This is a genomic window from Bacillus cereus group sp. BfR-BA-01381 (assembly GCF_022663555.1).
In the GTDB taxonomy this organism is placed as follows: Bacteria; Bacillota; Bacilli; order Bacillales; family Bacillaceae_G; genus Bacillus_A; species Bacillus_A pacificus.
Map to the genome: position 1 here is coordinate 1 of NZ_JAKUFR010000045.1, position 13168 is coordinate 13168.

The following is a 13168-nucleotide window of genomic DNA, read 5'->3' on the forward strand; positions in this document are numbered from 1 at the left end:
CCAGCGCAACAAACGGGACAACAAGAAATCAAAGTAATTGGGACAACTGGTAAGGAATCCACTTTGGAAATTCATAATAATAAAACGTTAGAACTAGAAATTACAACAAAAGGCGCAAGTTATGTAGGTATTAAAAATGAGGCAGGAAATGATATCTTTAGTGGAACAATAGAGGAAGGCCAAACTCAAAAATATGATTTATCAACAGCGAAAGTGGTAAACCTTAATATAGGAAGTGCACCGAATGTTGAATTTAAATTAAATGGCCAAGTCGTTACATTCCCGTTGAATCCAGAAGAGAATTATCATCAAAAATTCTTGATTAAAAATCTAGGGATAGAGCAACCTGCACAATAACAGTCATCGCTTCGATGACTTTTTTCAATGAACAAATGTTTTTGATATGATGGAGGAATAGCTGTGAATTTACCAAATAAAATTACAATATCTAGAATCTGCTTAATTCCAATTTTTATGGTAATTATGTTAGCACCCTTTGATTGGGGGTCATATACAATTGGTGATGTTGATTTACCAATTCAGCATTTAGTAGGAGCGCTTATCTTTATTGTTGCTTCGGCTACAGATTGGATTGATGGACATTACGCAAGAAAGTATAATCTTGTAACGAATTTAGGGAAGTTCCTTGACCCGTTAGCTGATAAATTACTTGTTTCAGCGGCACTTATCACGTTAGTTGAGATGCAATACGTACCAGCTTGGATCGTTATTATTATTATAAGCCGTGAGTTTGCGGTAACTGGTCTACGTCTTGTGCTTGCTGGAACAGGGGAAGTAGTTGCGGCAAATCAACTAGGGAAAATTAAGACATGGACACAAATCATCGCGATTGCGGCATACTTATTACACGATGTACCTTTAAATTTAATCCATATTCCAGTTGCTGATATCTTCATATGGATTGCATTAATTTTTACTGTTATTTCAGGATGGGATTATTTCTGGAAAAATAGAGCTGCTTTTGTAAACTCAAAATAGAAGTTTATGGGGGAATTGGGATGAATGCTGAAATTATTGCGGTTGGAACAGAATTATTACTTGGACAAATTGCAAATACAAACGCCCAGTTTTTATCTGAAAAGTTAGCTTCAATTGGTATTAATGTGTACTACCATACTGTAGTTGGAGATAATAACAAACGATTACAGCAGGCGATTGAAGTTGCAGAAGAGCGTGCGGACATGCTTATTTTTACAGGTGGATTAGGCCCGACAAAAGATGATTTGACGAAGGAAACAATTGCGTCTAGCTTAGGGGAAGAGCTTGTATATGACGAAAATGCATTAGCATTAATAAGTGATTATTTTAAGCGTACAGGTCGTGAGTTCACTGAAAATAATAAAAAGCAGGCACTCGTTTTGAATGGGGCAACTGTATTTGCGAATGATCACGGTATGGCACCTGGTATGGGTTTAAATAAGAACGGAAAAGTTTACATTTTATTACCAGGACCACCGAAAGAGATGAAGCCAATGTATGTAAGTTATGTAGAGCCTTTTTTACGTAACTTTACAACAGGAGAAAACATTTATTCTCGCGTGCTGCGCTTCTTCGGAATTGGGGAATCTCAATTAGAGGTGAAAGTTCAAGATTTAATTGATGGACAAACGAACCCGACAATCGCCCCGCTTGCGAATGATGGAGAAGTGACATTACGTTTAACTGCCAAACATCAAAATGTTGATGAAGCAGAGAAACTCATTCAGCATGTGGAAGATTTGATTTTAGAAAGAGTAGGAGAGTTCTTCTACGGGTATGACCAAGAGTTTCTGCATTATAAGGCGATAGAGTTATTGAAGAAAAAAGGATTAACTTTAGCGTGTGCGGAAAGTTTAACAGGTGGTCTCTTCGGGAATCAAGTAACAGAAAGTGCTGGTGTGTCTTCCGTATTTAAAGGCGGTGTCATTTGTTATCATAATGATGTGAAGCAACATGTATTACATGTACCTGAGGAAGTGTTGTCTACTGACGGTGCAGTTAGTAAAGAATGTGCTCGTTATCTTGCTGAAAATGTTAAAGAATTATTAAAAGCGGATATCGGAATTAGTTTCACTGGGGTAGCAGGACCAGATGCTTCAGAACATAAAGAGCCGGGAACAGTATTTGTTGGATTGGCGATTAAAGATGAACCAACTGTAGTCTTTCCTCTAAACTTAAGCGGAAGTCGTCAACAAATTAGGGAACGCTCAGCAAAATATGGGTTTTATCATTTGTATAAAAAGCTAGAAGAGATATAAGTCTCTTCTAGCTTTTTTTAATGGTTAAATGCAGTTTTATTTAATGGAAAATAAAAAAAACGAATAAATGTTCGATTTTTGTTGGCAAATTGAATTGAAAATAGGTATAATAAGATTAGCAATTCAGTTAAGGAGGAATTTTGAATGAGTGATCGTCAAGCGGCATTAGATATGGCGTTAAAACAAATAGAGAAGCAATTCGGTAAAGGTTCAATTATGAAATTAGGAGAACAAGCGGAGCGTAGAGTTTCTACAGTTTCTAGTGGTTCTTTAGCACTTGATGTGGCATTAGGGGTAGGCGGATACCCACGCGGCCGTATTATCGAGATTTATGGACCTGAGAGTTCAGGTAAAACAACAGTTTCATTACATGCAATTGCAGAGGTACAGCGTCAAGGTGGACAAGCAGCATTCATCGATGCGGAGCATGCAATGGATCCTGTATATGCACAAAAATTAGGTGTTAACATCGATGAATTACTATTATCACAACCTGATACAGGGGAGCAAGGTTTAGAAATCGCAGAAGCACTTGTACGAAGTGGTGCGGTTGATATTATCGTAATTGACTCTGTAGCAGCTCTTGTACCAAAAGCTGAGATTGAAGGAGACATGGGTGACTCACACGTAGGTTTACAAGCTCGTCTAATGTCTCAAGCACTTCGTAAGTTATCAGGTGCAATCAATAAATCAAAAACAATCGCAATCTTTATTAACCAAATTCGTGAAAAAGTTGGGGTTATGTTCGGAAACCCAGAAACAACTCCAGGTGGTCGTGCGTTGAAATTCTATTCAACTGTTCGTCTTGAAGTGCGTCGTGCGGAGCAATTAAAACAAGGTAACGACATCGTTGGTAATAAAACAAAAGTAAAAGTAGTTAAAAATAAAGTGGCACCACCATTCCGTGTTGCGGAAGTTGATATTATGTACGGAGAAGGTATTTCAAGAGAAGGTGAAATCTTGGATATGGCTTCTGAACTTGATATCGTTCAAAAGAGCGGTGCTTGGTACTCTTATAATGAAGAACGCTTAGGACAAGGTCGTGAAAATTCGAAGCAGTTCTTAAAAGAAAATACGGATTTAAGAGAAGAAATTGCCTTCTTTATTCGTGAGCATCACGGAATTAGCGAAGATTCAGGTGCTGAAGGTATGGAAGATCCAAGTCTTCTCGATTAAAAGTAAAAGACACGGCTTCGTGTCTTTTATTTTTGTATCATCATGAAAGCGTTGTATATCGTTGGAGATAAAATATTTAATCTACCTAAAAGATTATATATAAAAAGAGATATATGCGCGTTTTACATGAATAAACTGGAATTTACTAAGGTTTTCCAGGATAATATGCTCTCTGCTTTTTACATTCCTATATAAATTAAAGCTGAAGGTAAAGAAAGTAAAAGTAGACAACGCTTGACAATGAAAATTGCGATAGATACAATGAGAATGTATATTTTTTCTTATATACGAAACACTCTTCTCAAGAAGAGAAGTAATATTCGGAGTAAGACTTAAATCTTGCCGAAATAATAATATGACATTTTAATTGTGAAATGAAGAAAGTCCCTTAAAAAAGCGGGACGACGGTCTTTGCTGTATGTTGGTATTCAATGTACATGCCGACAGTCTTTTTTCATTCATAGCAAGGGGAGGTGAAATCATGAGTAGTACAGTTTGGATACTCATCTCCATTTTGCTTGCAACAGTCGGTGCAGTTGTTGGCTTTTTTGTTCGAAAGTCTATTGCTGAAGCGAAGATTAATGGTGCAGCCAATGAAGCGAAACGTATTCTAGACGAAGCGAATCGTGAGGCTGAAGCACTTAAGAAAGAAGCGCTTTTAGAAGCAAAGGATGAAATTCATACACTTCGTACAGAAGCTGAATTAGAAATTCGTGACCGTAGAAGCGAATTACAAAAACAAGAAAATCGTTTAATGCAAAAAGAAGAGAACCTTGATCGTAAAGACGAAACGCTCGATAAACGCGAGCTACAGTTAGAAAAGAAAGAGGATTCTCTTGTAGCGAGACAACAACAGATTGAAGAGTTGGAAAGCAAAGTGGGAGAGTTAGTTCAAAAGCAACAAACAGAATTAGAGCGCATTTCCAATCTGACACGCGAACAAGCGAAAGCAATTATTCTTGGTAAAGTAGAAAGTGAAGTTTCTCATGAAATTGCCGTAATGGTAAAAGAAAGTGAAGTTCGTGCGAAAGAAGAAGCGGATAAAAAAGCAAAAGAGATTTTATCTCTTGCAATGCAAAGATGTGCAGCTGATCATGTTGCTGAAACAACCGTTTCGGTTGTAAATCTTCCAAATGACGAAATGAAGGGACGTATTATCGGACGTGAAGGTCGAAATATTCGTACGTTAGAAACGTTAACAGGTATTGACCTAATTATCGATGATACACCAGAAGCGGTTATCCTTTCTGGATTCGATCCAATTCGTCGTGAAACAGCTCGTATCGCTCTTGATAAACTGGTACAGGACGGACGTATTCACCCAGCGCGTATTGAAGAGATGGTCGAAAAATCAAGACGTGAAGTGGACGAGTATATTCGCGAAGTCGGAGAGCAAACAACGTTTGAAGTGGGTGTTCACGGATTACATCCAGATTTAATTAAGATTTTAGGTCGTTTAAAATACCGTACAAGTTACGGACAAAACGTCTTAAAACATTCTATGGAAGTTGCATATTTAACTGGACTTATGGCGGCAGAGCTTGGTGAGGATGAAAAACTAGCAAGACGTGCTGGTCTATTACATGATATCGGGAAAGCGATTGACCATGAAGTAGAAGGTAGCCACGTTGAAATCGGTGTCGAACTCGCAACAAAATATAAAGAGCATCCTGTAGTTATAAACAGTATTGCATCTCACCATGGGGATACAGAACCAACTTCCATCATTGCAGTTTTAGTTGCAGCAGCAGATGCATTATCAGCTGCAAGACCTGGAGCTCGTAGTGAGACACTTGAGAACTATATTCGTCGTCTTGAAAAGTTAGAAGAGATTTCAGAGTCTTATGAAGGCGTAGAAAAATCTTTCGCAATTCAAGCAGGACGAGAAGTTCGTATTCTGGTAAAACCAGATACAATTGATGATTTAGAAGCTCATCGTTTAGCTCGTGATATTCGAAAACGTATTGAAAATGAACTGGATTACCCAGGACATATTAAAGTAACTGTTATTCGTGAAACACGTGCAGTGGAATACGCAAAATAAAGTGGTGAAACACCACTTTATTTTTTTGTGTTGGAATTGGTTAAAATAAAGGAAATTAGTTATACCTAGCATACAAGTGAAACAAACTTATAATAAATATATTGTAAGGTAATTACTTGAAGCTATAGTAATAAAAAATGTAGTACATAGGAAGGGTAAGACATATGAGAATATTATTTGTTGGGGATGTAGTAGGATCTCCTGGTAGAGGCATGATTCAACAATACGTACCGGCACTAAAGAAGAAATATACACCTACAGTAACCATTATTAATGGAGAAAATGCAGCAGGTGGACGTGGAATTACGGAAAAAATATACCGAAACTTTTTAGAATGCGGAGCACAAGCGGTTACACTTGGAAATCACGCTTGGGATAACCGTGAAGTATTTGAATTTATTGATGACGCAAAATATCTTGCAAGACCGGCTAACTTCCCAGAAGGAACTCCAGGAAAAGGGCTTATTTTTGTGAACTGTAATGGAACAGAAGTTGCAGTTATTAACTTACAAGGACGTACATTCCTGCCTCCAATTGATTGTCCATTCCGTAAAGTGGATGAATTAATTAACATTGCGAAAAAACGTACGAATATTATTTTTGTTGATTTCCATGCGGAAACTACAAGTGAAAAACAAGCGTTAGGTTGGTATGTAGATGGTCGTGCTACAGCGGTAGTAGGTACACATACGCATGTCCCTACAGCAGATAATCGCATTTTACCAAGCGGAACGGCATATATCACAGATGTTGGTATGACAGGACCGTACGATGGAATTTTAGGCATGGACCGAGAAGCAGTATTGAAGAAGTTTTTAACAAACTTACCAGTACGATTTGAAGTGACAAATGGTAGAACACAATTAAGCGCAGTGCTAATTGATGTGGATCCTAATACAGGAAAAGCTAAGAAAATTGAGCGTATCTTAATTAATGATGATCAACCATTTTTTGAGTAATCCCTGTTAAAATTTAGATAAGTTATTATTTTTTAATTTTTTAGAAAAATTACAGAAATTTAGCAGGAATACGTGTCATTCCTCGTGAATATAAGTTAAAGTGAAATAATTGCTAATACTTTTTATAGAAACGAGGAGGAAACGCGGAATGGAAATATTAAAAGTTAAAGCAACGTCGGTCCCTAATTCTGTAGCTGGTGCACTTGCAGGTGTTATTCGCGAACGCGGAACAGCAGAAATTCAAGCCATTGGTGCAGGTGCATTGAACCAAGCGGTAAAGGCAGTAGCAATTGCAAGAGGATTTGTAGCGCCTAGTGGTTTGGACCTGATTTGTATCCCAGCGTTTACGGATATTATGATTGATGGGGAAGAGCGTACAGCAATAAAATTAATTGTAGAACCTCGTTAAGTTTAAACAACCTGTTTGCAGTATGCAAACAGGTTGTTTTTATAATGGAGGAATGAAAATGAAAATTTTTGATGCCCATTGTGATGTACTCTTTCAGTTATGGAATGCGAAGGGGAAAAAAGATTTTAAACATGATTCGCAATTACATATTACGTTTGAACAGTTAAAGAGAAGAAAAGGAAGTATACAATGTTTTGCTATATATGTTCCAGAAATAGTGGCGTATGAAAAACGATTTGAAGTGGCATTACAAATGGTAGATATTTTTTATAATGAAATTTTATCACTACCGGGTGTAAAGTTTATTCGGACAAAAGATGATATTAACATGTTAAAACAGAACGAGATTGGAGCAATATTAACACTAGAAGGATGCGAGGCACTTGGAAAAGATGAAATGAAATTACGGTTGTTTTATCGCCTAGGAGTACGTTCTTTTGGATTAACATGGAATTATGCCAATTTATTAGCTGATGGTGCACTAGAGACGCGTGGGGCAGGTTTAACGACTTTTGGTAAACATGTTGTACAAGAACTGAATGCGTTACATGTATGGACTGATGTGTCTCATTTGAATGAAAGAAGTTTTTGGGATGTGATTGAAATTGCAAGAAATCCAATTGCTTCCCACTCAAATTGTAGGAAACTTTGTCAGCACCCACGTAATTTAAATGATGAACAACTTAAAGTTCTTATAAAGCGAAATGGCATAATCGGTGTCACTTTTGTACCACAGTTCCTAACAAGTGAAAAACAAGCGAATATAACAGATATAATAAGACATATCGAATATATTTGTTCATTAGGTGGAGAGAACAATATAGGGTTTGGTTCGGATTTTGATGGGATAGTAGAAACAGTTGTAAATGTATCAGCGTATGGAGATTATGAAAATGTAATGAACGAGCTTTGTAAACACTATGCTGCATCTACTGTAGAGCGATTTTTATATGATAATTTTGTTGAACATATAAGCTTTTAAAATTTTTGTTTTAAAAATCCAGAAAAATTAGAATTAATTCATTTGATATTATTGCTTTTTTTAAGACCTAATACTAGAATGAAAAACAAAATAGCTTTATACTAAAGATTCAGGGAAATCAGAAGAGGCATAATTTGCGTCCATTGTAGTTTATTTGCATAAAAAATGCTAAACTATTACTGTAAAAAAATACACTACAATGAATGCAGCCAAAAGGGGTGTAGGAGATGATTAGTCAACTTTCATGGAAAGTTGGAGGCCAACAAGGTGAAGGAATTGAAAGTACAGGAGAAATCTTCTGTATTGCATTAAACCGATTAGGATATTACCTATACGGTTACCGCCACTTCTCATCACGTATAAAAGGCGGCCATACAAATAATAAAATTCGTGTAAGTACAACAGAAGTACGCGCGATCTCAGATGATTTAGATATTTTAATTGCTTTTGATCAAGAAACAATTGATTTTAACTTCCACGAATTACGTCCAGGTGGGATTGTAGTTGCAGATGCGAAATTTAATCCGACAATACCTGACAATACAGATGTAAATCTATATGTGATACCGTTTACAGATATTGCTTCAGAATTAGGCACATCATTAATGAAAAACATGGTTGCTGTTGGAGCGTCAAGTGCGGTATTAGGATTAGATGAAACAGCTTATTTAGATGTTGTTGAAGAGATCTTTGGTCGTAAAGGAGAGCAAGTCGTTCAAAAGAACATGGACGCAATTAAGCGCGGCTCTCAATATATGAAAGAGTTACTAGGTGAAAAAGTAAACATGATGCAGCTTGAAAAAGCTGATGGTCAGAAACGCATGTTTATGATTGGGAACGATGCAATTGCATTTGGTGCAGTAGCTGGTGGTGCTCGCTTTATGTCTGCATATCCAATTACACCTGCATCAGAAATTATGGAATACTTAATTAAAAAATTGCCAAAAGTCGGCGGAACAGTAATCCAAACTGAGGATGAAATCGCAGCTTGTACAATGGCAATCGGTGCAAACTATGCTGGTGTTCGTACATTAACTGCGTCTGCTGGTCCAGGTCTATCTTTAATGATGGAAGCAATCGGTTTAGCAGGTATTACAGAAACGCCATTAGTAATTGTTGATACACAACGCGGTGGCCCAAGTACAGGATTACCAACGAAACAAGAGCAGTCTGATTTAATGGCAATGATTTACGGTACGCACGGTGAAATTCCAAAAATCGTAATGGCGCCAAGTACAGTGGAAGAAGCTTTCTATGATATTGTAGAAGCGTTTAACTTATCTGAAGAATATCAAGTACCTGTTATTTTCTTAACAGATTTACAGCTTTCTTTAGGGAAACAGACAGTAGAACCACTTAAGTTAGATAAAGTGGAAATTCGTCGCGGTAAGCTTGATTTAGAAGCGGAATTACCAGAACGTGAAAATAAAGCATACTTCAAGCGTTATGAAGTAACAGAAGATGGTGTTTCACCACGTGTTTTACCTGGTATGAAAAATGGTGTTCACCATGTTACAGGTGTAGAACATGATGAAACTGGTAAACCATCTGAATCAGCTATAAACCGTAAAGATCAAATGGACAAACGTTTCCGTAAAATGGAGAACTTGAAGTTTAATACCCCTGTTTATAAAAATGTTAAGCATGAAGAAGCAGACGTATTGCTTGTTGGATTTAACTCAACTCGTGGTGCGATCGAAGAAGCAATGGAGCGCTTAGAACAAGAGGGTATGAAAGTAAACCATGCTCATGTGCGTTTAATTCATCCGTTCCCAACAGCTGAAATCGATCCACTTGTGAAAAATGCGAAGCGTGTTGTAGTGGTAGAAAACAATGCAACAGGCCAACTTGCTAACATTATGAAAATGAATCTTGGTAACGGTGAGAAAATTTCTAGTCTTTTAAAATATGATGGAAACCCATTCTTGCCGAAAGAGATTTACAACGAATGCAAAAAAGGGGTTGTATTAAATGGCAACATTTAAGGACTTTCGTAACAGTGTAAAACCAAACTGGTGCCCAGGTTGCGGAGACTTCTCAGTGCAAGCTGCAATTCAACGTGCGGCAGCTAACGTTGGCCTAAATCCAGATGAACTTGCTGTTATTTCTGGTATCGGCTGTTCAGGTCGTATTTCAGGATATATTAATTCATATGGTGTGCATAGTATTCATGGTCGTGCCCTTCCAATTGCGCAAGGTGTGAAAATGGCAAACCGTGATTTAACAGTTATCGCATCAGGTGGTGACGGTGATGGATTTGCGATTGGTATGGGACATACGATCCATTCTATTCGTCGTAACATTGACATTACGTACATCGTAATGGATAACCAAATTTACGGATTAACAAAAGGGCAAACTTCACCACGTAGTGAAGCTGGATTCAAAACGAAAAGTACACCACAAGGTTCAATTGAACCGTCGCTAAATGTTATGGAAATGGCTTTAACAGCTGGTGCAACATTTGTGGCGCAAAGCTTTTCAAGTGATTTAAAAGAATTAACACAAATTATTGAAGCTGGTATTAATCATAAAGGATTTTCATTAATTAACGTGTTCAGCCCATGTGTTACTTACAATAAAGTAAATACTTACGATTGGTTTAAAGAGAATTTAAAAAAACTAAGTACAGTAGAGGGATATGATCCGTCTAATCGCATGATGGCTATGCAAACATTAATGGAAAATAACGGATTAGTAACAGGTTTAATTTATCAAAATACAGCGCAACCTTCATACCAAGAACTAGTAAAAGGCTATAGTGAGAAGCTTTTAGTGCAATCTGATTTAAATATGGATCAGAAAATGTTTGATGAACTTGTTGCTGAATTTATGTAATGTAAGAAGAGAAGGTTGCCATTTGGCAGCCTTTTTTAATGAGTAAAAATATAAGGTAGCCTTATTTACTTAGAAAATTCAGAATGGTAAAATAATATATAAATCGTTGTATGAAAATTGCATGTTCATTAACTAGGAAATGTAATAATAGGATAAGCCTTCTTCTTTGTAAAAATTGGCGAAACACTTCATACTATGGTAATGTGTATAGGGATAAAGCAATATGCTTTTGATTAGGACAAAAGAAATACAAAAAGGGAATGTCTATTTGTGTGGGGAAGACTTCATTCTTATAGATGATTAGATTGATTACTCAAGTTTCAAAGGACAAGTATCTCTCAAGCTATCTAACCATTTTTGAGGTGGGTCTAAGCGCATTAAAATGGACTATAGAGAGTGTATAGTTAAGGGTGAAAGGAGATTACCGATGAACGAGCAACAACGATTAGCAAGTCAACAAGTGAATTCCTCTACGAAAAAAGAAGAGAAAGATTATAGCAAATACTTTGAAAGTGTATACCAACCACCTTCCTTAAAAGACGCGAAAAAGAGGGGAAAAGAAGAAGTTAAAATTGAACGGGATTTTGGCTTACCTGAAGAGTTTCGCAATTTTGGTGCAGGAAGAAAGTTTTATATTCGTACATATGGTTGTCAAATGAATGAGCATGATACAGAAGTAATGGCGGGTATTTTCACTGCAATTGGGTATGAACCAACCTTTTCAACTGAAGAAGCAGATGTAGTATTATTAAATACTTGTGCTATTCGTGAAAATGCTGAAAATAAAGTGTTCGGTGAACTAGGTCATTTAAAGGCACTAAAACGAAGAAATCCGGATCTTTTAATTGGTGTATGTGGTTGTATGTCTCAAGAGGAATCTGTTGTAAATAAAATTATGCAAAAAAATCAGCATGTAGATATGGTGTTTGGAACGCATAATATTCATAGATTACCGTACATTCTAAAAGATGCAATGTTCTCAAAGGAAACGGTAGTTGAAGTTTGGTCCAAAGAAGGAGACGTAATTGAAAACCTTCCGAAAGTACGTCGTGGTGATATTAAAGCTTGGGTAAATATTATGTATGGATGTGATAAGTTCTGTACATATTGTATCGTACCGTATACGCGCGGAAAAGAGCGAAGCAGACGTCCAGAAGACATTATCCAAGAGATTCGTCATTTAGCTGCGAATGGTTATAAAGAAATTACGTTACTTGGACAGAACGTAAATGCATATGGTAAAGACTTTGAAGATATAGAATACGGTCTTGGCGATTTAATGGACGAACTCCGTAAAGTTGATATTGCCCGTATTCGTTTTACAACGAGCCATCCACGCGATTTCGATGATCACTTAATTGAAGTGCTTGGAAAAGGCGGCAACTTAGTAGAACATATTCACTTACCAGTTCAATCTGGAAGCACAGAAATGTTAAAAATTATGGCGCGTAAATATTCACGTGAGCATTATTTAGAGCTTGTAAGAAAAATTAAAGAAGCAATTCCAAACGCGGTATTAACAACTGATATTATCGTCGGTTTCCCGAATGAAACAGATGAGCAATTTGAAGAAACGATGTCGTTATATCGTGAAGTAGGGTTTGATACTGCCTTTACCTTTATTTATTCTCCGCGTGAAGGTACACCAGCTGCAAAAATGAAAGACAATGTACCGATGGAAGTAAAGAAAGAACGTCTTCAACGCTTAAATGCATTAGTAAATAAATTGGCAATTGAAAAGAATGATCGTTATAAAGGTCAAATTGTAGAAGTGTTAGTTGATGGAGAAAGTAAAAATAATCCAGAAGTACTTGCAGGTTATACTCGTACGAATAAACTTGTAAATTTCGTTGCTCCAAAGTCTTTAATTGGTCAGCTTGTGAAAGTAAAAGTAACGGATGCAAAAACTTGGTCTCTTAACGGAGAATTAGTTGAAGAGCCGATTGAGGTGGAATAATAGATGAAAGTATATTCGAAAGATGAAATTGTTGAGCAAGCGAAAGAATTAGCAAAAATGATTTCTGAAACAGAAGAAGTTGATTTCTTTAAGAAAGCAGAGGCACAAATTCATAAAAATGAAAATGTGAAGCGCGCAATTGATGAAATTAAAGCACTGCAAAAACAAGCAGTAAACTTGCAGCATTACGGGAAATGGGAAGCTTTGAAAAAAGTAGAAGCTGAAATTGATGCCCTGCAAGATAAGTTAGATAGTATCCCAGTTGTACAAGAATTTAAATCTTCACAAACATATGTAAATGACTTACTACAACTAGTTGCAAGTACGATTTCTAACAACGTAACAGATGAAATATTAATTTCAACTAATGGCGATGTATTGAAGGGTGAAACGGGCGCAGCGGTAGAAAGTAAAAAAGGAAATTGTGGTTGTTAAAGAGATGTCGAAATGACATCTCTTTTTTTAGTGGATTAAACGTAAGTTCTTCTCAAAAAAAGAATGACACATTCCGCTATTGTCACGCATATGATTAAGTGAATAGTGAT

Annotated in this window: 12 protein-coding genes; all 12 read left to right on the top strand. The window is 36.7% G+C overall.

What is annotated here, in order from left to right; translation table 11 throughout:
* On the top strand, window positions 1–357 hold a 357-nt coding region (locus MR079_RS16365; RefSeq protein WP_242294303.1), incomplete at its 5' end, for a DUF4115 domain-containing protein.
* 63 nt (window positions 358–420) lie between these two features.
* Window positions 421–999 (top strand): CDP-diacylglycerol--glycerol-3-phosphate 3-phosphatidyltransferase, encoded by a 579-nt coding sequence (pgsA, locus tag MR079_RS16370; protein WP_076869526.1) that lies wholly within the window; start codon window positions 421–423, stop codon window positions 997–999.
* A gap of 20 nt (window positions 1000–1019) precedes the next feature.
* Window positions 1020–2258 (top strand): competence/damage-inducible protein CinA, encoded by a 1239-nt coding sequence (gene cinA / locus MR079_RS16375; RefSeq protein ID WP_139867007.1) that lies wholly within the window; start codon window positions 1020–1022, stop codon window positions 2256–2258.
* Window positions 2259–2402: 144 nt separating this feature from the next.
* Window positions 2403–3434 (top strand): recombinase RecA, encoded by a 1032-nt coding sequence (gene recA / locus MR079_RS16380; RefSeq protein ID WP_001976711.1) that lies wholly within the window; start codon window positions 2403–2405, stop codon window positions 3432–3434.
* A gap of 481 nt (window positions 3435–3915) precedes the next feature.
* Complete coding sequence (gene rny, locus MR079_RS16385) at window positions 3916–5478, top strand: ribonuclease Y (protein WP_000099773.1); 1563 nt, start codon at window positions 3916–3918, stop codon at window positions 5476–5478.
* Between the two features lie 164 nt (window positions 5479–5642).
* Window positions 5643–6437: a TIGR00282 family metallophosphoesterase gene (locus MR079_RS16390; protein ID WP_001221095.1), complete on the top strand. Its 795-nt coding sequence runs from the start codon at window positions 5643–5645 to the stop codon at window positions 6435–6437.
* 148 nt (window positions 6438–6585) lie between these two features.
* Window positions 6586–6846 (top strand): stage V sporulation protein SpoVS, encoded by a 261-nt coding sequence (gene spoVS / locus MR079_RS16395; protein ID WP_000404341.1) that lies wholly within the window; start codon window positions 6586–6588, stop codon window positions 6844–6846.
* A 58-nt stretch (window positions 6847–6904) separates the two neighbouring features.
* Entirely contained in the window at window positions 6905–7828 is a 924-nt protein-coding gene (locus MR079_RS16400; RefSeq protein WP_139867009.1) for a dipeptidase, read from the top strand.
* A 227-nt stretch (window positions 7829–8055) separates the two neighbouring features.
* Window positions 8056–9813, top strand: coding sequence for a 2-oxoacid:acceptor oxidoreductase subunit alpha (locus MR079_RS16405; protein ID WP_000625421.1), 1758 nt, complete (start codon window positions 8056–8058; stop codon window positions 9811–9813).
* Entirely contained in the window at window positions 9800–10666 is an 867-nt protein-coding gene (locus MR079_RS16410; protein WP_242294304.1) for a 2-oxoacid:ferredoxin oxidoreductase subunit beta, read from the top strand. The genes MR079_RS16405 and MR079_RS16410 overlap by 14 nt, the downstream gene beginning before the upstream one ends.
* Before the next feature lie 427 nt (window positions 10667–11093).
* Entirely contained in the window at window positions 11094–12623 is a 1530-nt protein-coding gene (miaB, locus tag MR079_RS16415; protein ID WP_242294305.1) for a tRNA (N6-isopentenyl adenosine(37)-C2)-methylthiotransferase MiaB, read from the top strand.
* 3 nt (window positions 12624–12626) lie between these two features.
* A complete protein-coding gene (locus MR079_RS16420; protein ID WP_000870462.1) occupies window positions 12627–13058 on the top strand; it encodes a YlbF/YmcA family competence regulator in 432 nt (143 codons plus the stop codon).
* Window positions 13059–13168 lie beyond the last annotated feature (110 nt).